The 21,299-nt window shown below is 66.9% G+C and carries 16 protein-coding genes and 5 pseudogenes; 11 read left to right on the top strand and 10 right to left on the bottom strand.

Translation table 11 applies throughout. The features are described from left to right. Positions 1-349: 349 nt before the first annotated feature. The 5 genes from ACZ7LV_RS18585 to ACZ7LV_RS18565 all read left to right on the top strand — a co-directional run bounded on the left by ACZ7LV_RS18585 (position 350) and on the right by ACZ7LV_RS18565 (position 5,897). Positions 350-838: a helix-turn-helix transcriptional regulator gene (locus ACZ7LV_RS18585; protein ID WP_471940529.1), complete on the top strand. Its 489-nt coding sequence runs from the start codon at positions 350-352 to the stop codon at positions 836-838. 8 nt (positions 839-846) lie between these two features. Next, positions 847-2,121, top strand: a complete 1,275-nt coding sequence (locus ACZ7LV_RS18580) for an MFS transporter (protein ID WP_471940528.1) — start codon at positions 847-849, stop codon at positions 2,119-2,121. A 297-nt stretch (positions 2,122-2,418) separates the two neighbouring features. Further along, the gene (locus ACZ7LV_RS18575) at positions 2,419-3,375 is read left to right on the top strand and encodes a TauD/TfdA family dioxygenase (RefSeq protein ID WP_471940526.1); all 957 of its coding nucleotides are present in this window, start codon (positions 2,419-2,421) and stop codon (positions 3,373-3,375) included. Between the two features lies 1 nt (position 3,376). Beyond that, positions 3,377-5,113 carry a non-ribosomal peptide synthetase gene (locus tag ACZ7LV_RS18570; RefSeq protein ID WP_471940525.1) on the top strand — a complete coding sequence of 579 codons (1,737 nt, stop codon included), beginning with the start codon at positions 3,377-3,379 and terminating at the stop codon, positions 5,111-5,113. Positions 5,114-5,126: 13 nt separating this feature from the next. Then, complete coding sequence (locus tag ACZ7LV_RS18565; protein WP_471940523.1) at positions 5,127-5,897, top strand: thioesterase II family protein; 771 nt, start codon at positions 5,127-5,129, stop codon at positions 5,895-5,897. Positions 5,898-6,314: 417 nt separating this feature from the next. Here ACZ7LV_RS18565 and ACZ7LV_RS18560 read toward each other — a convergent pair. Beyond that, positions 6,315-6,940, bottom strand: a pseudogene (locus ACZ7LV_RS18560) (IS5 family transposase); the annotation flags it as partial. On the opposite strand from ACZ7LV_RS18560, the pseudogene ACZ7LV_RS18555 reads away from it, so the two are divergent. Further along, positions 6,940-7,232: pseudogene (locus ACZ7LV_RS18555) on the top strand (IS5/IS1182 family transposase); the annotation flags it as partial. The pseudogenes ACZ7LV_RS18560 and ACZ7LV_RS18555 sit on opposite strands and share 1 nt — an antisense overlap. Positions 7,233-7,495: 263 nt before the next feature. Here the strand turns inward: ACZ7LV_RS18555 and ACZ7LV_RS18550 are convergent. Then, positions 7,496-7,713 (bottom strand): annotated as a pseudogene (locus ACZ7LV_RS18550) (IS1380 family transposase); the annotation flags it as partial. A 755-nt stretch (positions 7,714-8,468) separates the two neighbouring features. Between ACZ7LV_RS18550 and ACZ7LV_RS18545 the strand changes: the two are divergent. Beyond that, the gene (locus ACZ7LV_RS18545) at positions 8,469-9,827 is read left to right on the top strand and encodes a chymotrypsin family serine protease (protein ID WP_471940521.1); all 1,359 of its coding nucleotides are present in this window, start codon (positions 8,469-8,471) and stop codon (positions 9,825-9,827) included. 516 nt (positions 9,828-10,343) lie between these two features. Here the strand turns inward: ACZ7LV_RS18545 and ACZ7LV_RS18540 are convergent. Then, positions 10,344-11,435, bottom strand: a complete 1,092-nt coding sequence (locus ACZ7LV_RS18540) for an IS630 family transposase (protein WP_471940520.1) — start codon at positions 11,433-11,435, stop codon at positions 10,344-10,346. 89 nt (positions 11,436-11,524) lie between these two features. Here ACZ7LV_RS18540 and ACZ7LV_RS18535 point away from each other — a divergent pair, with 89 nt between their 5' ends. Both ACZ7LV_RS18535 and ACZ7LV_RS18530 read left to right on the top strand, forming a co-directional pair. Further along, positions 11,525-11,866, top strand: a complete 342-nt coding sequence (locus tag ACZ7LV_RS18535) for a hypothetical protein (protein ID WP_471940518.1) — start codon at positions 11,525-11,527, stop codon at positions 11,864-11,866. 53 nt (positions 11,867-11,919) lie between these two features. Beyond that, positions 11,920-12,757 (top strand): annotated as a pseudogene (locus ACZ7LV_RS18530) (transposase family protein); the annotation flags it as partial. Positions 12,758-13,032: 275 nt separating this feature from the next. Here the strand turns inward: ACZ7LV_RS18530 and ACZ7LV_RS18525 are convergent. Next, complete coding sequence (locus tag ACZ7LV_RS18525; protein WP_471940517.1) at positions 13,033-13,491, bottom strand: MarR family winged helix-turn-helix transcriptional regulator; 459 nt, start codon at positions 13,489-13,491, stop codon at positions 13,033-13,035. Positions 13,492-13,597: 106 nt separating this feature from the next. Here ACZ7LV_RS18525 and ACZ7LV_RS18520 point away from each other — a divergent pair, with 106 nt between their 5' ends. Both ACZ7LV_RS18520 and ACZ7LV_RS18515 read left to right on the top strand, forming a co-directional pair. Beyond that, positions 13,598-14,377, top strand: a complete 780-nt coding sequence (locus ACZ7LV_RS18520) for an SDR family NAD(P)-dependent oxidoreductase (protein ID WP_471940515.1) — start codon at positions 13,598-13,600, stop codon at positions 14,375-14,377. A 47-nt stretch (positions 14,378-14,424) separates the two neighbouring features. Continuing rightward, complete coding sequence (locus ACZ7LV_RS18515; protein WP_471940514.1) at positions 14,425-15,174, top strand: SDR family NAD(P)-dependent oxidoreductase; 750 nt, start codon at positions 14,425-14,427, stop codon at positions 15,172-15,174. An 81-nt stretch (positions 15,175-15,255) separates the two neighbouring features. Here ACZ7LV_RS18515 and ACZ7LV_RS18510 read toward each other — a convergent pair. From ACZ7LV_RS18510 to ACZ7LV_RS18485, 6 genes and pseudogenes are all read right to left on the bottom strand, one after another. Then, positions 15,256-15,373: pseudogene (locus ACZ7LV_RS18510) on the bottom strand (IS5/IS1182 family transposase); the annotation flags it as partial. Positions 15,374-15,676: 303 nt separating this feature from the next. Further along, on the bottom strand, positions 15,677-16,660 hold the full coding sequence (locus ACZ7LV_RS18505; protein ID WP_471940512.1) for a transposase family protein: 984 nt from the start codon (positions 16,658-16,660) through the stop codon (positions 15,677-15,679). Between the two features lie 355 nt (positions 16,661-17,015). Further along, positions 17,016-18,389 (bottom strand): (3,5-dihydroxyphenyl)acetyl-CoA 1,2-dioxygenase DpgC, encoded by a 1,374-nt coding sequence (dpgC, locus tag ACZ7LV_RS18500; RefSeq protein WP_471940511.1) that lies wholly within the window; start codon positions 18,387-18,389, stop codon positions 17,016-17,018. 1 nt (position 18,390) lies between these two features. Beyond that, positions 18,391-19,086 carry an enoyl-CoA-hydratase DpgB gene (dpgB, locus tag ACZ7LV_RS18495; RefSeq protein ID WP_471940509.1) on the bottom strand — a complete coding sequence of 232 codons (696 nt, stop codon included), beginning with the start codon at positions 19,084-19,086 and terminating at the stop codon, positions 18,391-18,393. A 52-nt stretch (positions 19,087-19,138) separates the two neighbouring features. Beyond that, positions 19,139-20,275, bottom strand: a complete 1,137-nt coding sequence (gene dpgA / locus ACZ7LV_RS18490) for a 3,5-dihydroxyphenylacetyl-CoA synthase DpgA (RefSeq protein ID WP_471940968.1) — start codon at positions 20,273-20,275, stop codon at positions 19,139-19,141. Between the two features lie 8 nt (positions 20,276-20,283). Next, on the bottom strand, positions 20,284-21,299 hold a 1,016-nt coding region (locus ACZ7LV_RS18485; protein ID WP_471940508.1), incomplete at its 5' end, for a thioesterase domain-containing protein.

Here is a 21,299-nt window from a genome sequence, read left to right as displayed (position 1 = left end):
CGAGGTCTCGTTGCATAGCACAGTCACCCGTGCTGCCAGCGACGTCGATATAGCCCGATTCGGGGAACAAGATGTCGACGATGTCCGGCAGATAGTGGAACAGGCGTTATTGGCCTACCGTGCCCGTCGCCCGGATCTCCTTACGCCGGCGACACCACAATTAACTGCGAGTATCTTGAGCGACGCTCTCACAGCGGCTCGGAAAGTTAGTCGCACCGTTTCGGTCCAGATTGTCTCGGGGGACTGGTCCGCATTCGGTGAAGAAGGTTTCGAGAGATTCCTACGTACCGAAGTAGTGGCCGTCGGAGCCAACCTCAAGATTTTGTCCCACCTGTGTGCCGAGTGTCGCGTGGGCGAGGAGGAGCGGCTGTCGAGGCTTTCGGCCGAGGGTGCCGTCTTACGGGTCACTTCGCTGGGTCTTCCCGACGTGCTCGTCCTCGGCTCGGACCTCATGGTGCTGCGCGGACTGCGCGGCGTGTCGCAGGACCTTGTCGTTCGCGGCACGGAGATGCCCGGCGTGTTCGCCCAACTACTCGGTGGCCTATGGAAGCAGGCCACCGACCTTGGTCCGGCCACCCAGCGCATCTCCCTCGATCCGGCCGAGAGCAGGATTCTGGCCCATCTCTGCTCGGGCAGCAAGGATGAGACTGCCGCCCGCCTGCTCGGGGTGTCCCTGCGCACCTACCGACGCCGGGTTGCCGGGGTACTCAGGGCCCTCGGGGCGACGTCCCGCTTTCAGGCGGGGCTTCTCGCTGCTCAACTAGGGCTGACGGGAGGCGTACAGCCGTCGGCTTCCGGCACGGCCGCTACGTGCCGGGGCCCGAGGGGCGCGCAATGAGTGGCCCCGTGAATGACCTCGATGTCGGTTCGCCGACCGCCGCCGATGTGCCCCTGAGGCGCAACCGGAACTTCCAACTACTCTGGCTGGGTTCCGTTTTCTCCTTCCTCGGCGCGGAGATGGCCACCGTCGTCTACCCGCTGGTGATCCTGGTGACCACCGGATCACCCTCCTGGGCGGGCATCTTCGGCGGTGTGCAAATTCTCTCCACGCTCTGTCTGGGGCTCCCCGGGGGTGTCCTCGCCGACCGCTTCGAGCGCCACACACTGCTTCTCGTAGGGGACGGCATCCGGATCGTCACGACCGGATCCATCGCCCTGGCCGTTGGGCTGGACGCCCTCACGCTCGGCCATCTGATGGCCGTCGCCGTGGTCATGGGTGCAATCGCTCCAGTCGGTGGCGCCGCCCGTACGGCCCTGGTACGTACGCTGGTACCGTCCCACCAACTCACCACCGCGCTCACTCAGGACGAAGTCCGCTCGCACGGGGCCTCGTTGACCGGGCCTCCGGTGGGTACTTGGCTCTACTCCGTCAGCGCGGTCGTTCCGCTGATCGCCACCGCGTTCTCGTACGTGGCCTCGTTCTGCTGCGTCGCTTTCATACGAGTACCACCGACGGAGCGGCGAGGGCGGGCGTACGCGTCTGTCGGCGAAACATTCTTGAGCAGGATGGCCGCCGGCCTGACCATCCTCTGGAAGTCGCCGCTACTACGCAACAGCACCCTTCTCTCGGCTGCCATCAATCTGGCCGAGGCACCACTCGTCCTCGGTATCGTCGTCCAACTCCAAGGCCAGGGCCACTCCGAGGGCCTGGTTGGTCTGGTCATGGTCGGGCTGGCCGTCGGTGGCCTCGTCGGCACGCTTCTCGTCGAGCCGCTCCATCGGCTGCTGCCGCCCGGTCGGCTGATGCTGGCCACCGGTGCTGTCACCGCCGTCCTCGTCGGGATCCTTCCGTCCGGGAGGCAACTCTGGTGGGTGACCGGCTGTCTCTTCCTGTTGGGACTCGTCGGACCGCCCCTGCGGGTGCTCTCCGACATCGTGATTTTCCGCCAGGTGCTCGACGAACAACGAGGGCGCGTTGTCTCGGCATTCATGACGGTGTTGGGTGCCGGAACCGCGATCGGAGTATTTGGCGGCGGGCTCCTTCTCGCTCGATTCTCCGTGGGCACCACGATGCTGGTCTTCACCGGCGTGCTCATGGTCGCGGTCGCCCTGGGGCTCACCAGTCGTGTACTTCGCGATGCCGCCTGGCCGCAGGACATCGATGTCGAAGACAGTCCGTGAGCTGAACTGCCACATCCTCGATATCGCATTGAGCCCGATCGCATACCCCGATCCGGCCCTGGTACCTGTCTGCGGCAGAAGTCGCATGTCCAAGAACTGCGTGAAGACGACCGGGAAACCGGTCGGGAATTTCGATGGCTGTTGACGCGTCTTTTGGAGCGTTCCGGCTCTTTCACCCCACGCGAGTTTCACCACACGGGAAAGGTTAGGCGCCAGATGAAAAACGTCTCCGATCAAGGGGCCAGGAACCAGCTCGATCGTCGGCTCGACCTCCAGCTCGAGGCTGGAGCGCCGCCCATGGTTGTCACTCCTGAGCTGTCCACACTCGCCGACGCTCTGGACTGGCTGCGCTCGGTGGACGACGACCTTCGTGCCGCGACGCGCTCGTACGGGGCGCTGTACCTGCGCGGCCTCCCGGTACGCGGCGTGGAGGACTTCGGCGCCGTCCGGGACCAGCTCATTCCGCAGCGCACCCCGTACCGGGAGAAGGCCACGCCGAGGCACAGCTTCGGCGATGACGTGTTCTCCTCGACCGACCTGCCGCCGGCTCAGCCCATTCGGATGCACAACGAGAACAGCTACACCCTCGACTTCCCAGGAACGCTCCTGTTCTGCTGTCTCACCGCGCCCACGGAAGGCGGCGCGACCCCAGTCGCGGACTGCCGGGCGGTGCTGCGCGACATACCCGATCACCTGGTGCAGCGTATGCGTTCCTCGGGCTGGGCACTGCGCCGTAACTACTCCGACCTCGTGTCGCTGGACTGGCGCACCGCCTTCGCCGCTGACCGGAGCGAGCAGGTAGAGGCGTACTGCGCCGAGAACTTGATCGCCGCGCGCTGGTCCGGCGACGACCTGAGCACCAGCCAGGTGCGTGCGGGGGTGATCACCCATCCACGCACCGGAGAGGAGGTCTGGTTCAACCACATGGCATTCTGGAACACCTGGTCGCTCGACGAGGACATCCGAGAGTCACTCGTCGACGAGTTCGGCGCGAACGGCCTCCCGTTCGACACGTCTTTCGGCGACGGCGAACCGGTCACCAAGGAGGACCTCGCGGCCATCGACGCCGCGTACGCGGGAGCGACCATGCGGCGATCCTGGCAGCCGGGTGACGTCATGATGGTCGACAACATCCTCGCCGCTCACGGCAGAGAGTCGTTCCGGGGAGAACGTCGCATCGTCGTCGCCATGGGTGATCCGGTGTCGGTGCGGGACTGCCAGCCGACCGTCCCGGCCGAGGCGAGGTTTGTCTGAGATGACCACGAACCTTGTTGCACAGGATGACGATCTGCTGGCGCGCTTCCTGTGTTCCGCCGCGGCGGCTCCGGAGCGGGCCGCCGTGCAGTCCGCGGGCGTGACCGTCACGTTCGGGGGCCTTGCCGCACGGGTCGCGGACCTCGCTGGGGCTCTGCGCGCCCGCGGCGTGCGTCCTGGCGACCACGTCGGCGTGTGCCTGGAGCGAGGCGTGGACCTCGTCGCCGCACTGCTCGCCGTGTGGAGCGCGGGCGCGGCGTACGTACCGCTCGACCCGCGGTACCCCGGTGAGCGTCTCGCATTCATGATCCAGGACTCCGGTCTGCGTCTGGTGGTCGCGACGGACGACCTGACAGACAGGCTTGCAGGTGCCGAGGTGATCACGCCCTTCGCTTCGGGAATCACCGCCGAACCCGTGCCCGTGACACCGGCCGACGCCGCCTACGTCATCTACACCTCGGGCTCGACCGGTGTGCCCAAGGGCGTGGTCACGACCAGAGGCGCTGTGACGTCATTGGTGCACGGACTTGAGGCGATCGGCGCCTACCCGGACGGCCACCGCGTGGTCGGCTGGAATGCGAGCATGTCGTTCGACGCCTCGGTCCAGCAGTGGGTCAGGGTCTGCCGCGGAGACACGGTCGTCGTCCTCGACGAGGAACAGCGGCGCGATCCCGCCCGGTTCACCGCCGCCCTGACCGAGTACGCGATCACCGACATCGACGCCACCCCGTCGCACTGGGAGGCCATGGAGCAGGCGGCGCCACCCGCGGGACTGCGCCTGTTCCTGGGAGGCGAGGCCGTTCCCATCGCCCTGTGGCGGCGACTCGACGCGGCCAGGCAGGCGGGGCGTGTGGAAGCGTTCAACCTGTACGGACCGACCGAGTGCACGGTGGACTCCACTGCCGGACCGATCGAGGGCACCGAGCCGAACATCGGGCGGCCGCTGCCCGGTGTCGAGGTACATGTGCTCGACCACCGCCTGGCGGATGTGCCGGCCGGAGTGACCGGCGAGGTGTACGTCTCGGGTCCTGGGGTCGCGCGCGGATACGTGAACCGTCCCGGCCTGACCGCCGAACGGTTCGTCGCGGACCCGTTCGCCGGTGACGGACGGCGAATGTACCGCACGGGTGACGAGGCCAGGTGGCGTACGGACGGCACGCTGGAGTTCGTCGGGCGGGCCGATCGCCAGGTCAAGGTGCGCGGCTTCCGGGTGGAGCCAGGCGAGATCGAGGCCGCCATCGCCGGATACAGCGACGGGTGTGCCGCCGTCGTGGTCACGCGGGCGGACGACCTGGTGGCCTACTGCGTGGGCGACTCGGATCTCGACGAGCTGCGCGATCACGTGGCCGCAATTCTTCCGGCCCACATGGTCCCGGCGCGATTCGTGCGGCTCGCCGCGTTCCCCTTGACTGTCAACGGAAAGCTTGATCTCTCCCTCCTTCCCTATCCCGACGCCGGTGACGCGCGAGCGGACGGACGGCTCCCGACAGGCGAGTACGAGGAGCTCGTCGCAGGCGTATGGGCGACGATCCTGGGCCAGGACCGAGTGTTCGCCGACGACGACTTCTTCGCGCTGGGCGCCCACTCGTTGATGGCCATCCGGGTCGTGGCCCGCGTCAAGAAGGAGTTGGGCGTCGCACTGTCCATTCGGGATGTGTACCGGCAGCCACGGCTGCGGGACTTCGCAGAGCTCGTCCAGGCGGCGCACGCCGACCTGACAACGGCAGCCGGCCGGTAAGGAAGGACAGCAAGTGTCGAATCGACTGAGCCCGGCACGGCAGGACACCGCCGTGATACGCCCCAAGCAGCTCGACGGCGCGACCACCACGTTGGTCTGCCTGGGATTCTGCGGCGGTGGCACCGGGTCGTATCACCCGTGGGCCGATTCCGCGGCACCCGACGTTGACGTCGCGCTGGTCTGCTACCCAGGCCGCGACGGCCGCTTCCTGGAGAAGTTCGCCACGACCTGGGACGAGCTGGCGGAGGACACCACCCGCATGGTCGTCTCGGCGGTCGGCGACCAGCCGTACGTCCTGTTCGGTCACAGCATGGGTGGTTGGATGGCCTTCGACGTGGCGAGTCGGCTGGAGGCGCAGGGCACCTCTGTCCCGGACGCCCTGGTCGTGTCCTCGTGCAACGCACCAGCGCGTGGTCTCATGCCGCGGGACATGTTCCCGGCGTGCCAGGACACGGATGAGGAACTTCTCACCTGGATGCGCACGCACGGACTGCTCGCCGAGCACGTTCTGGGCGATCCCGACCTGCTGGAGATGGCGGTGGAGATAATGCGTGCGGACATCGCCGTGCGGGACACGTTCCATTACAACGGGGCCGTGGGGGTGAGCATGCCGCTGCAGTTCCTCTCCGGTGCCGACGACACGGTGATCGAAGCGGACGCAGCTGCCCAGTGGCGGGAGTTGGCGCTGGGGCCCTATCGGCACGATGCTCTGCCCGGTGGCCACTTCTACACCCCCGGGGTGTGGCGGGCCCTGCCAACCCACATGAAGGCGATCAACCGGTAAACGCGGATCGGACCAGGCGGATTTCGAACGCGCCCTTCGTCGTGACCGAATTGGTCACGACGAGGGATGCCGGCCACACCGTGGGCCTGCTGTGCTCTCCCTTGCGGGGGATCGGCGTCTTCGTTGATCGGGGAACGCCGTTTGCCCACGTGACCAGTTGCCTCGACGGGTGCGTGGTTCTCGTGGGAGCCACCTGGATACCCCAGATCCCCGGCCACGCCCAGCACTGGATACGGCACAGCTCCTGAGCTTGTTCTTGAACTTCCGGTGTTCTGCGACGGCTCTGCAGTGGGAACGCCCGAGATGTGGTCCAGGCCGTCCAAGATTCCACGCGCAGCCAGGTGTTGGCTGCGGGAAGCCAGAGGGAAAGGAGCGAGCGGCTAACTGGCCTTGCAGAGGGCGGCCTTACTGATCGTTTCAGAATGAGGTCCGAAGGCGGCGGAGGCATATGAGGCTGCAGGCCAGGTCGAGTAACCCCTGGTGGAGGTCGCGCGACGTTCGTAGCGGGTGCGGAGCCGTTTGAACTGGTGCAGCCAGGTGAACGCGCGCTCGACCACCCAGCGGACCTTGCCCAATCCGGAGCCGTGGGCGATGCCCCGTCGGGCGATCACGGGTTTGATGCCACGTTTCCACAGCAGGCGGCGGTACTTGTCGAAGTCGTAGCCCCGGTCGGCGTAGAGGCACCGGGGTTCGCGGCGAGGGCGTCCTCCGAGCTCCCCGAATCGGCGGGATCGCGTCGAGCAGGGGCAGGAGCTGGGTGACGTCGTGTCGGTTGCCGCCAGTGCGTCACGGCGAGTGGGGTTCCGTGGCGGTCGACGATCAGGTGGTGCTTGGAGCCGGGGTGGGCACGGTCGACGGGTGAGGGGCTGACAACGTCCCCCCATTGAGGGCCCGGACGTGTGATCCGTCCACGGAGCAGTCGTCCAGGTCCAGCAGGTCGGCGCGGTGCAGTTCGGTCAGCAGGGCGGCATGCAGGCGCGGCCAGACGCCGGCTCGGTCCAGTTCCGCAGCCGGCGCCAGGCCGTCACGCCGGAACAGGCCACTTCTGCAACTGCGGTGCTTCGGCTGCCGTTCGAAGCATCGCCGACACGACTTGCTTGGCCAGCACCCTCCGCGGCTGCCCCGACGAGTGGATCCGGCACGGCGCCTTCAGCCGGCTCAAGCAAATCTCCCTTGAGTCCTACGATCGCATCGTCGGCCTCGTGCTTGACCAGATCCGGCGTCGACGGCTCCATCACCGAGGCACCCGGCGGAGGCGAAGCCGCCGGACCATCCCCGGTCGACCGCGGCAAACAAGGCCTCAAGCGCTCCCGCATGACGGGTGGATACGGCATCACACGGCCCTGCGTGCAGCAACCGCTCACTGGAAGGACCCCTCAATCATTGAAGACAGGGAGCCCGGCCCAGAGTCAACGGCATCGCGTCAAGTTGCCGTTCCGGGCGAAGCGTCGGGCATTCGCCATGCCACGCTACGGCTTGAACACGTCCAGGCGCGCAGGATCTGCCAACGCCTTTGAGACCCCAGACCGGCACCGACCTCGAGGCCGCCCGCCGAGGGTCATAGACGGGCGGCTCTCTGGTTGGTTCAGTGGAGCTACACCACGCCAAGGGACACAACCGATTCCGCCGCGGCCTGTGGTGACGAGCTGGGTGGCTGCAGAGGTGGAACCGCAGTTGGCGTGGTTCCCAGAGCCACGCCTTACCGGTCAGGGCGAGCATGGGCGTCCAGGCCAAGCAGGTCGAGTGCGATCTGGACGATCTCCAGCCAAACCGGGCTCCGTACGGTGCAGTGCAAGGGCAGGTTTCCCAGGCCTGTCACCCACACGATCAGCAGCGCCGGATCCCGTTCGGGCATGTCCCGTGCACGGGCGGGAGTCGACGCCGCCCGGGACTGAGCCGCCTGAACGAGAAACGGCCGTCGACCGGCAGGCCCCCTACCCGTCGAGTACGACGCCCGGCAGCAACTCCATCTCAGCCAGCCCCAGTTCCATCCACGGCGGCGTGACGTTCCGGCCGGACCGGTCTTGTAGGCGTATTGCGTTGCCATATGCCACAGCACCCTCCGATCGCCATCCATCTTGACCTCGTACCACCACCGCGGCCGGTCGGCTGCATCGGCACCAGCTCCGCGAGCGCCACACCAACGGCAAACGTCACCTCACCAGGCCGCTGCAGGACCGACTCCCAGGTGCGACAAAGCAGGGCCAGCGAAGTGCCGGACGCTACCGCCAATAGCGAAGCGTCGAGCGAATCTTGCCCAGCACTCAATTGCATATGTACGCCTCCCTAGGGTGGGAGTCCATACGGTCAAATCCGCAGGAATAGGGGACAGAGATATCCGCCAGGGGAGGAGGTGCACGTCACAGCGGCAAGCCGTTTGCGATCAATAAAGACCGTGTAATCTGCACGCGTTCGAGGTTGCTTGGGTCGTTTGCGCGCCTCCGCGTCATCGGTCCAAGAAGCCCGACAGAAGGGCTCAGCGTGCGGATTCTTTCAACCCGACAAGAGCTCGACTCTAGGTCGATATCTGGCCTTCCCATTCACCAAGCAGACGGAAGCCGAAATACGCCCATGTCACGTAGGTTCATATCTCGACGGTTCGGAATGGCTGCGGCCGGCGTCGCTTCAGTAGCGATGCTCGCCGTTTCTGCAAATTCGTTTGCCGCAACCCCCGAGGCGGTGACTGCAACCCAGAAGGCAAAGGCAGAGACAGAAGAAGTTAAGCAGAGGGGCCTCAGCCCTGAGCAGATCGAGAAGTTCAGGGCGCTCCAGGCCAAGTTGATCGAAGCCAGCAAGAAGTCTGGAACCGCCGACGCCCGTAGAATGTACAGGGAAATTGAATACGAGTACGACAAGATCTTCGCTGTCAAGGGAAAGAAGAAGAGCACTGGGCAGTTGATGAAGAATTGGGCCTTTGAGAACAAGGCCCTGGGGGTCGACTTCGACTCGCGCACAAACACTCACACGGTCACCCTCCCCCGGTCATCTGCGGCACTGAAGAAGACCGCCACCCTCCCCTCGGAAGCGAAGGTGAAGGTCAAGGAAAGCGCCTGGACGCAGGCGGAGGTCGACGACTCCATCACCACCGTGGTTCAGCACGCGAAGAAGAACACCGATCAAGATTTCGGAATCTTCTACGACGCGAAGCGGGACGCGGTGATCGTGCAGACAAACGCACCTGAAGCGACCATCTCCGCCCTGAGGAAGGCGCACTCCTCGATCGTCACCGAAGCCATTTCTGCCTACAAGGAGGATCATGGTTACGACCGGAACAATGACTACAGCCCGCACTGGGGTGGGGCGTCGTTGACTGGGGGAGGCTCACTGTGCACCAGCGCATTCTCGCTGCGCACACTAGGTAATCCGAGCAGGACATTCAGCGCAACGGCCGGACACTGCTTCGCGCCTGGCACTCAAACTTATGGCTCCGCTAAGTTGAATCCGCGAGGCCAGGGAGTCATCAGCTGGCGTGCGCCCCAGCCGGACTTCGACATCGAGAAGCTGGAGTGCGGAAACTGCGGCGAACAGTACGAAATGTACATCTACACCGTTCCGAAATTCCGCGAACGGGTCACGGGAGCGGGTAGCGAGCCGACAGGATTCCCGGGCCAGACTGGCGTCTGCATCAGCGGCGCATCCACGCAGTACGAACAGTGTCAGGGTGAGGTTATCAGCTACTCGGCCACATTCTGCTCGAAGAACGGCTGCAACGACGATATGCTCGCACACGCTCGCAAGGACGGCACAAACATGGCTAACGGTGGCGACTCCGGCGGTCCTGTTTTTCTCCACAACAAGTCCGACGGACAAGCTCACATCCTGGGAATGCACGTCGGGAGGACACTCAACACGTCGGGTAATTTCACCAACTACGCTGAGAAATTCAAGACAGTTTCACTGATACTTGGGGGATTCATCAACAACTACTAGCATTTCGGGGACCTGCGCATCGTCCGCCGGGTTCGCACGCAGGTCTACTCGTCGGTCCCCGACAGCCCAATAATCGGGGACCCGCAAGGACCTGGCGTCGCAACGGCGCCTATCTGAGCAGCTCGACCATCACGACACCGTCCTGTCCGACGGCGCGGTGACGCAGTCGCCGTCACGCGCCAGAGCCCCGGCCCCGCCGCAGCCTCGACCGGCGCCCCACCGCCGGTCGAGGCGCGCTGGTACCCGCCGTGCCCCAGTGAGCGGTGTGCATCGTGAAGTCGCAGGTCACGGGTCTGGTGTGAATGGCGAGTTGGGTACTCGTGCCGGTCGGCGGCCGATGACCATGGCGTAGATCGTCGATCAGGTCCGGCTTCGGCGGGATGCCGGGTTCGGCTGCGCCCGCGACCGGCCCCCGCCTACGATCCGTCAGCAGGTCGGCACACCGTGAGAGCATGGGAGGGCGCGGGGATGCAGGAGCGGCAGTGGATCACCGCCCGCCGGAGCACACTGGACGCCCTAGTGACCTGAGTCAGAGATTCGTCGGCAGTAGGCGGCGACTTTGTCGAGGATCCCGTCGGCGGTCTTCGTCCAGACGAACGGACGTGGGTTGTCGTTCCAGTCGGCGAGCCAGCTGCGGATGTCGTGTTCGAGGGCCTGGACGGAGCGGTGGACGCCGCGCTTGAGCTTCTTCTGGGTCAGCTCGGCGAACCACCGCTCCACCAGGTTCAGCCAGGACGAACTCGTCGGGGTGAAGTGCAAGTGGAAGCGCGGGTGCGCCAGCAGCCACTGCTTGATGGCAGGCGTCTTGTGGGTGACGTAGTTGTCCAGGATCAGGTGCACCTCGAGGTCGGCAGGAACTTCCTTGTCGAGCTTGGTGAGGAACTTCTTGAACTCCACGGCCCGGTGCCGTCGGTGGAGGGAGCCGATCACCTTGCCGGTGGCGACTTCCAGTGCGGCGAACAGGGTGGTGGTGCCGGCGCGGACGTAGTCGTGGCTGCGGCGTTCGGGAACGCCGGGAACCATCGGCAGCACGGGCTGGGACCGGTCGAGTGCCTGGATCTGGGATTTCTCGTCCACACACAGGACCAGGGCCTTCTCCGGCGGATCGAGGTAGAGGCCGACGACGTCTCGGACCTTGTCGATGAACAAAGGGTCGGTGGACAGCTTGAACGTCTGCGAGCGGTGCGGGGCCAGTGCGAACGCCCGCCAGATCCGCGAGATCGCCGACTGCGACATGCCGGTGGCCGCCGCCATGGACCTGGTCGACCAGTGGGTGGCGTTCTTCGGCTTCTCCTCAAGTGTCTTGACGATGACACGCTCGACGTCGGCGTCGGTGATCTTCCGGGGGACGCCGGGCCGGGGCTCGTCACACAGGCCGTCCAGGCCGCGTTCGAGGAAGCGCCGCCGCCAGGTGCGGACTGTGTCCGCAGTGACCCGCAGTCGGCGTGACACCTCCATGATCGAGTGCCCGTCGGCGCACTCCAGCACGATCCGCGACCGTAAGGCCAACGCCTGGGCCGTCGAACGCCGCCGCACCCATCCCTCCAGCACGGCCCGCTGGGCATCGGTCAACGACAACGGCGGAATCTTCGGACCCGGACGACTCATACCGAACCAACGATAAATCTCCGACTCAGGTCACTAGCCGAGGAGTTGGCCAAGCAACTTCAGGGGTCCAGGTCGAGCGGGACGAACTGGTGATCGCGGAGCGGGTGTTGAATCGCCTGGCCGAGCAGGTCCAGTCCGATGCCGAGGCTGTCGCTCCGGTATCGGCGAAGGTGGCCGGGCGGGCCATCCTGCTCACCCCGCACCGCAGCGACGCGGCCGATGAGGGCGCGCTGCCCGGCGACTACCGCAAGATCCTGTCAATCGTGCGGGAGGCCGACGGCCCGGTGCAGGTCAGGGCAGTCGGCGAGCGGCTGGGCCTGCACGCCCCGGTGCGCGGCAAGCTGGAACCTCTGCGAGCGAAGATGACCAAGCTCGCCGACCGCGGCTGGCTGCACAAGCGGGGCGACGGTCGGTTCACGGCACGTCCGTAGTCACGAGCGGTGCGCCCGTAACTTACGGGCCCCCGGCGGAAGTTGAGTTTGGTTTGAAGAAAAACAACCATCCCGTCGGGGGCCCTGACGGCCTTGTCGACACCGCCCGCCTGCCGCTGTCGAGTGCCACCCTGAATCATCTCGCCGACCTGATACGCAGCCACCTGAAGAAGATCGGCTCGCGGTGGCGGGCCCCTCCCGCGGGGAGGATCGCCACCATCGTGCTCGCGGTGCTGCGCTGTGACCAGCGGCCGGGCGACCTGGCCGGCGGCAACGGAGTACACCGCACCACCGTGACCCGATGGGTGAGGGAGGTCGTCGGCCTGCTCGCCGCCCGCGCCCCACGCCTGGACCGGGCCCTGAAGAAGATCGCCCGAATGGGGCGGCGGCATCGTACTGCTGGACGGATCGGTGATCCGGACCCGGCGCAGGACCGGGAAGGAAAACCGGAAGAACTACTCCGGCAAGAACAAATGCCACGGCCTGCTCGTGATCGCCCTCACCGACGACCGGGGCCGACTGCTGTGGATCTCGGCGGCCCGCCCCGGGCGCACCTCGGAGATCACCGCCTGCCGGCACGACAAGCTCACCCAGAAACTGCGGGAAGCCGGGCTCGGCGCCATCGCCGACCTGGGATTCGTCGGCCTCGACGACGCCGGCCCCGACGCCGACCCGGCGGTGATCACGGGCTACAAGGCCGCCCGGAACCGGCCCCTGACACGAGGCCAGAAGCTGTCCAACACGGCACTGGCGGCCGTCCGGGCACCCGTCGAGCACGGCTTCGCCCCCCTCAAGAACTGGCGCGTCCTCGGCAAGGTACGCATCAACCCCGCCTGGGCGACCGCCCTGGTCCGGGCCTTGCTGGCCCTCACGAACCGCGAAGTCTCCCGATGGCCGACGATCTTCACCAAAGTCGCCTGCCAGCGACCAACAAGAGCATCCCGATGCCCACGCACACCAGCCCCGTGACCAGCAACTTCAGCTTGCGCACCTCTCAATGAGGCCCGGTCCTACGGTGCGCGGCCCCGGAACAACAACTGCCGTCGTCGCAGCACGCACCGCGCCAGAGCGTCGTCCCCTGGGGCACCGCTTCACCAAGTCCCACGCGCCGGCGTTGTAGCTGAGCAGGAGGGCGCTCAGCGCGGCCCCGAGGCGCCACGGCAAGCTCAGTCTCCGTCGCTCACGCCGGGTACGTCGTGGCCCACTGCCCGCCTGAGCAGGTGGTAGAGGGTCTCGCGCTGATCGGCGTCAAGGGCGGCGAACACCTCCTTCTCGACACCCTTGAGTACGGCCTCGGCCTCGGCAAGCCGCCGAGCTCCGGCGATCGTGAGCCGGACGACATGCCGGCGCCGGTCCTGAGGCGAGCGCACGCGCTTCACCAGCTTCTCGGCCTCCAGCTCGTTGAGCAGTCCGACGACGTTGGTGCCGTCGCGCTCCAGAGCCGCGGCGAGTGTCTGCTGGGGCGAGTCCCCCTGCTCACGCAGCAGCGTCAGCGCGATGAGATGGCGGACTCGCAGACCGAATGGAACGAGTTCAGCCTCCGAGCGCACCCGCATACGGCGCGCGAGGTGGTCGAGGAGGATCGCCGACTGGTGCACGTTCTGCTGCTCACTCCGCTGTCCCATGGGCCCACTATAGCCGTTTGACTTCATGCACGGCCAATGCTAAGCATTGAACAGATAGTTTGTACTACACAAGCTATCCGACCAACGCAAACATTGGAGTCCAGTCATGGGACACTTCGACAATCAGACCGCGATCATCACCGGCGCTTCCGGCGGCATGGGAGCCAGCCACGCTCGGGCCTTCCTGGAGCAGGGCGCGTCGGTGGTCATCGCGGACATCCTCGAGGAGCAGGGCAAGGCGCTTGCCCGTGAGCTGGGAGAGCGCGCCCTCTTCGTCCGCCTCGACATCACCCGCGCCGACGACTGGGCAGCCGCGGTCACCAAGGCCGAGGAGACCTTCGGACCGGTTTCCGTCCTGATCAACAACGCCGGCATCCTGCAGTACGGCACGATCGAGGACACCGAGCCGGAGGTATGGCGCCGGGTCGTCGAGATCAACCTGACCGGGCAGTACCTCGGGATTCGAGCCGTCACCCCGTCCATGCGGCGCGCCGGCGGAGGAACCATCGTCAACATCTCGTCCGTTGCCGGCCTGACCGGCGGGGTCGCGCCCGCCCTTGCCGCCTACACCGCGAGCAAGCACGCCGTGACCGGCCTCACCAAGGTGGCCGCGCTCGAACTCGGCCGGGACAACATCCGCGTCAACTCCGTCCACCCGGGCACGGTGGACACCAGCCTGGCCGCCTCGATGGCCACGGAGTTGGGCGGCGGGGAGGGCAACCTGGCGGGAGCAGTCGCCATCCCGAGGCTTGCCCAGCCCGAAGAGGTCAGCCGCGTCGTGCTGTTCCTCGCCTCGAGCCATTCCTCGTTCACGACTGGTGCGGAGTACGTCGTCGACGGCGGCATGCAGTTGGGCCCCGCCCTGCAGCCCGAGCAGGCCGTGTAAAACGCTCGCCCGAAATCGACAACAAGAGGACTGAAAGGACAAGCACGATGGATCGAGTATCAGGCAAGGTCGCCATCGTCACGGGGGCTGCCCAGGGCATGGGTGCCGCAAGCGCCGAGCTCCTCGTCAAAGAAGGCGCCAAGGTAGCCGTGGCCGACGTCAAGGAGGCCGATGGACAAGCCCTGGCAGACAGGCTGGGGCCGAACGCGATGTTCGTCAAGCTGGACGTCACGGACCCCGCGTCCTGGGCCGAGGCTGTGCGCGCCGTCGAAACCGCCTTCGGGACTGTCGACGTCCTCGTGAACAACGCGGGCATCGCAGACGTCGGCCCCCTGGCGGAGTGGGACCTGCCCCGGCTGCGCCGAGTCCTGGAGGTTAACCTCATAGGTGCCTTCAACGGCATACAGGCCGTCGAACCGGCGATGCGCCGAGCTGGTCGTGGGTCGATCATCAACTTCGGTTCCCTCGGCGGGATGAAGGCTCTCCCGCTGATGTCCGGCTACGTCGCCAGCAAGTGGGCGGTCCGCGGTCTGACGAGGGCGGCAGCGCTCGAACTCGGCCCCCACGGCATTCGCGTGAACGCCGTCCATCCGGGGCAGATCAACACACCGATGACCGAGGGCGCCCAGTTCGAGGTGAAGCACGTCGCTCTGCAGCGGACCGGAAAGCCGGAAGAAGTCGCCGAGCTCGTCCTCTTCCTCGCCAGTGACGCATCAGGTTTCGTCACCGGCGTCGATCTCCTCGGGGACGGCGGGGAGTTCGCCGGACCCGCCGACTGGGCCAGCATTCCCGACTGACCCGCGACGACAATGCGCTGCGGCCTGACCGCAGTGACACCAAGCGAAGCCCCGGAGCAGTCCGGGGCTTCGCTCCGTTGATTTCGAGCCCTTCTTGCCCCGGTCGACAGGCTTCGGACCTGTCAGGTCCCCGTTTCAGGGCCCGCATGTTCACCGAGTCGATCGCGCACCGCGACCAGTCCAGCTCCCCTTCCCGGCCGGCAGTCCGGTCTGGCCGTGTCCGCGGCGGTACGGGATGGCCAGGGTGGCAGACGCTCCAGTGTCCGCGCGACCTCGGCAAGGTCGGCCCCGATCGACGTCACGGCTCATCCGTGAGCTCGATGTCGCCCCTGCTCGTCTCGGCCGCACCCTCAGGGCGTCGGGGACGCCGCCACGGACGCGGTTGAAGGTGCCCCAGTGAGTAGTGTGCATCGTGAAAACTGCACGTCAGGTGAGCTGGTGTGCGTAGGCGTCGGGACGCTCGGCCAGGTCCGGGGCGGTAGTCCAGCGACACAATCGTCGGTCATCGGGCAACTTCCTTGTTCCTGAAGCCCAGCAGGGCCCGCGCCAGCGCGGTCGCCCACCTCGGATCCGTGCGGACCTTGCCCAGGACGCGCCAGTTCTTCAGGTGCGCGAAGCCGTGCTCGACCGGGGCGCGCACTGCGGCCAGTGCCTTGTTGGACCGCTTCTGGCCACGGGTGAGGGGCCGATTCCGGGCGGCCTTGTAACCGGTGATCACTGCCAGGTCGGCGTCCGGGCCGCTGTCGTCGACGCCGACAAATCCCAGGTCGGCGATGGCTCCGAGGCCGGCCGCGCGGAGATGAGCGGTGAGCTTGTCGTGACGGCAGGCGGTGATCTCCGAGGTCTGCCCGGGCCGGGCGGCGGAGACCCACAGCAGCCGGCCCCGGTCGTCGGTGAGCGCGATCACGAGCAGGCCATGGCATTTGTTCTTGCCCGAGTAGTTCTTGCGGTTCTCGGCCCCGGCGCGCCGCCTGGTGCGTATCACCGAGCCGTCCAGCAGCACCACCCCGCCACCCGTTCGGGCGATCTTCTTCAGCGCCCGGTCCAGGCGCGGGGCGTGGGCGGCCAGCAGGCCGACGACCTCGCGCACCCACCGGGTGACGGTGGTACGGTGCACCCCGTTGCCGTCGGCCAGATCGCCGGGCCGCTGGTCACAGCGCAGCACGCCGAATTGGGAGTCGGTGCCAGTCTCGATGATGGTGCCGTTGAAGGTGAGGCGGTCGACGATGGCCGCGACGAACCCAACCCCGGCCCGCTCCCGCACCGGACCTACGCCGAACTGGCCGGCGGGCCCTTGGGCGGCCTGCTCCTGGACATCCACGGATGGTAAGCCGAAGAAGTCGACGGCGGCATGTCCCTGGTCACCGGCCTCGGGCGGTGGCCGGGCGGACGCGCCGTGTACCACCCGCGCCCCGGCGAACCCAGCGCAGAAGGCGAGGTGCATCAGCGCCCTTGAGTAGTACGCGGCGCTGGGGATGAAGTTCATCGCCAAGGTTCTTTGCGAGCAGCTTGCAGATGAGGCCCCTATAGCGATCGGCTGTGGGGGCCTCGGTCAACGTGCCTCCCTGACCTGGCAGGGCACTTGACTCGAAGAACCGGCGGCCCGCCACCCGCCACGACGTGGGCAAGACCGTGAAACGACGCGAGAGCATCATCGAACGACACCTACTCGGACCATAGAGAACAAGCTGAACCGCAGCCGATCGGTGGTCCCGTGACCCTCGGTGAGACGCGGGGGCGAGGGAGATGGCCAGGACGTGTGTCCGTGGGCCGATCAGGAGAACAGTCCGAGGCTGTGTCGGTGCGGTCACCCGCGCCGACACAGCCTCGGACTGTAGTGCTCAGACGGAAGCGCCTGCAGGCGAAGCGGTACCGGTGGCGGTGAACCTGCCGACCTTGTCGATGACGTCTTCGCTGTACAGCCGACGGCTCTGCTGCAACGCGAACTCGGCCATGTACACCCGGAACGCCTCGGACGGCTCCTGCGCCAGACCCAGCATCCGACGGTTCGTCACCACCGCCGGATTGTCCAGCCGCACGACACTCTCCTCGATCGTTGCATCCATCCGCCCGGGATCGACCACGTCGTCGAAGAGCAGTCGCGCCTCCGGCTCGTGCGCCCAGATCCGCCGTCCCCACAGGACGACCTGCCGCGACAACCGCTCCCCGGCGAACCGGCCGAGCCGGAAATTGGCCGCGCCCGGGACGATGCCCTCCTGCGCGGCGGGCAGGCTGAAGTAGGAATCGGCCGCCGCGACCACCCGGTCGAAGGCGAGCAGCAGCTGGGCGCCCCCGCCGATCGCGAACGTGTCGACGGCCGCCACCCACGGCTTCTGCACCGTCGGCCCTTGCCACCACACGTCGTGGTCGACCAGCACCCCACGGATCAGCTTGCTGATGTAGCCGAGTTCGCGCCTCAGAAGGAAGTCGACGAGGGAGATCTGTCCTGCGTGCAGGCTCTTCAGGTTGATCCCGGCACTGAACACGCGCCGCCCCAGATACCGGGGATGTGTCATCGGGCCACCCCGCAGTACCCCGACCCGTACCCCTGGATCGAGCAGCGCCAGGTCGACCGCCGTCTCCATGTCGTCGACCTGGCGGTCGTCTTCGGCGTTCAGGCAGTCGTCGCGGCACATCGTCAGATGCGCGGCGCCGTCCCGCCGTTCGAGACGCACGGACGGTAGTTCCAGCAGGCCCGTGCGCAGGAACTCCGGCAGCAGGAGCTCAGCGCGTCTCGTCGGCCGGAGCATGCTCTCCATCAGGTGTGTGCCGGCCGTCGGCGAGCTGAGAAGACGTCCGAAGAAGATGCCCTGGTCCATCTCGTGGCCCTCCTTCGCCGCCTGGGCGCGTCGCCGTTCCTCGGCGAGTCGTTCCCAGTGCGGTACCAGGCCGGGAAACGCGCCGGCCGCGGAATCGGCCAGTTCGGCCAGCCGCAATGGCAGAGTCCGGCCCTCGGTCAGTGTGTCGTACACCGCGTCCGCGTGCTGTGACATGAAGCGGCTGCGCAGGGCGCGTACACGCTGCTTGGCCTGGGTGGCCGTCCGCTCCTGTTCGGGGGAGCGGTCGGGCCGTGCGGGCATACCCGCGAGGAGTTCCTCGACGTCGAAGGCCGCATTGCGCAGCGCCTCCCGTGCGACGGGTAGTTCCCCGCCGACGAGGCGTAGTAGGCGGAGCAGCGACTCCTCCGGGTCCTGGGCGACGGACACCGGTGTCATCTCATTCGCCCTTCCGGGTGCGGCGCAGCTCCCGGTCGCAGGCCGAGAGATGGCGCCCAAGGGCGTCCTCGAACGTCGACGTCGACGATTCGAGCATCAGCCGTCGCCGTATCGCGACATCGTGTCGTGCCGACGCGGCGACGGACTCCACCGCTTCGGCCGTACCCGTCGTCGCGTCGTCCACGACCTCGTCGAAGAGATGCAGGGCGAGAGCCTCGGCCGCCGTGATCGGCCGCCCGAAGAGGATTGCCTGCCGGACCGGCGCCAGTCCCGTCTGGGTGGCCAACCGGTACAGGCTCATCCCTGGCCACGGAACGTCCGCGCCCGCCGCGGGCAGTAGCCGCGCAGTGCTGGTCGCCAGCCGGTAGTCGGTGGTCAGCAGTACGTCGAATGCCGCTCCACCACAGTCCCCATCCGCGACCGCGATGGTCGGGACGGCGATCCGCTCCAGCCGGCGCAGCACCTGCTCCCACTTTCCGACCAGGTGGATGTCGCCGTCGCCCAGATGCGGCTCGGACGGCGTCCCGGACACCCACAGGACCGCGGGCGTGGTAGCGGACTCGTTCTCGGCATGCTCCTCGATGAGGTCGCAGAACTCGCCCAGCTCCTTGACCAAGGCGTACGACACGGGCCGCGTGCCGTCGACGGCGACGACGGTCCCGTCCTCGGGGCCCGTGATCATCTGACCAGCGCTCATTTCGTTCAGCCTTTCTCGTCGTTCAAGGTTCCAGCGGCATGATTTCCGCTCGTCACCAGCGCACAAGAGCCGTTTCCAGGGTGGATCCGGGGCCCATCGTCATCATCACGCCGTACTCACCCGCCAGGGCGACGCCTTCCTCGATCAGCCGCTCGTACGAGAAGGCGAAGGAGCCGCTGGAGAGGTTGCCGTAGTCCCGGAGCACTCCCGTCGTGTGGCGCACGTCGTGACGAGTGAGGCCTAGGTTGACCATCACCGAGTCGATGACCTTCTTGCCGCCCGAGTGCACCAGCCAGTGCCCGATGTCGCTGCGCCGCAGCCCGGTCCCGGCCAGTAGCCGGCCCACGGCGATCTCCGCGTGCGCGCCGACGACGTACGGCACATCACGATCCAGGAAGAAGCTGAACCGGGTCTGCTCGGAGTCCCAGTCGTAGCGCATCGCGTCCACCGCCTCCGGGACGATGCAACTGGCGAACTTGAGGACGCGCGGGCCCTGGCCCGGCGCCGTTACGGCGCCCTCGGGAGACTCCGGCGCGACGCCGGAACGCAGCGCCAGTGCGGCGGAGCCGTCGCCGAACAGACTGTTCACGACCGACGTCCGCATGGTGCCGTCAAACGCATATGCCGCCGAGCACGCCTCGATGCACGCCATCACCGCGAGTTCGCCAGGGTTGGCCCTCGCCCAGGCCGCGACGGCGTTGAGCGCGTTCAACCCGGCGTTGCAGCCCATGCCGACCACATCGACGCGGCTGCAGTGAGGGTCGATGCCGAGTTCCTTGATCAGCAGCGCGCTGAATCCTGGTGTCAGGAACCCGGTCGACGTCACGCAGCACAGGTAGCGGACGTCGGACAGGTCGGCGCCGGCGTCCTTGAGGCAGGTGGTGATCGACCGCGCCCCCATGTCGAGCCCCTGGGCCTTGTGTTTGGCGAGCAACTGGCCCTGGGACTCGATGATCGGCCGGCCGTCGCTGTCGACGGGCGGCAGTGTCAGGAAGCGCCTCTCGATCGTGCCGTTGAGGAACGCAGACCTGATCTTCCTGTCCTTGATCTCGAAGAGGTCGAGCAGATCGGTCTGCGAATACGCTTCCTCGGGCACCGAGGTGCCGACTCCTACGATCCGGGGTGCCCCGACGTCGCTGTCGGCAGCCCGCGGGCGCGTTCCCAAGATCCCCGGATGCTCCAGCGCCATTTCGAGCGTCATGCGTTCATCCCTTCCGTTCCGGGCGAGAGTGTCCTGCGGAGCATCGGTCCGATCACCTGCAGAGAATTGGTCTGTATGAGTTCCGCATGTCTGAACTGACTGTCGTGCGTCGTGAGATCACCGGTCAGCAGCGGCACCCATCCGGTGGACGCCGGGGTCGTCGGGTCACCTGTGGGGGTGGTGCCGACGACGGCGTTGAGGAAGAGCACTGGTCCGTCGAACGTGTCGGGCGTGTGTGCCGCCATGGCCCGGCCGTTCTCCCGGGCGACCACGACGATCCGGCTGATGGTCTGCTCGTCGAGTGCGCCGAGTGCGCTGCCGGCCTCCTGCAGCAGCTTCTTGGTCGCACCCGCGGGCAGCGGCTCGCCCTCCGGCTCGTCGAGCGGCGGGACACCGTCGAGGGCCGCGGTCAGCATGTCGCGCTCGGCTACCCGCGGATCTCCCTCGCCGGGGCCGTAGTACGAGTCGAACAGAACGAGCAATTCGACGTCCTGCCCGGTGGCGGCCAGATCGACCGCGACCTGCTGCGCCACCGTGCCGCCGAACGACCAGCCGAGCAGCACATATGGCCCGGACGGTCGCAGGGCACGAATCTGCTCCGTGTGGGCGGCCGCGAGTTCTCGTACGCTCATCGGCTTCACGCCGCCGGTCACCAGCCGCGGATCCTGCAGCGCGAACACCGGTCGGTCCTGGGGGAGATGGGCGGTCAGCGACGCGTAGTTCCAGCCGAGTCCGTTCACCGCCGGGATCATGAAAACTGGCGGCCGCTCGCCCGATGCTCGGAACGTCAGCACCAGGCCTGTGCCGGCCTCAGCCTCGCTGTCGGCGAGCGCCTCCGCCAGTTGGGCGACGGTCGGGGCGGCGAAGACCGTACGAACCTCGATCCGGACGCCGAGTACTTCGCGGATGCGATAGGCGAGGCGGGTGGCGAGGAGGGAGTGGCCTCCGTGGTCGAAGAAGTTGTCGTCGATGGTGGTGTGGGGGGTGCCGAGGATTTCGGTGTAGAGGTGGC

Source organism: Streptomyces sp. NPDC107562, from assembly GCF_055657325.1.
Note: the sequence above shows the minus strand (reverse complement) of the source record. Positions and strands in the feature narration are given on the sequence as shown.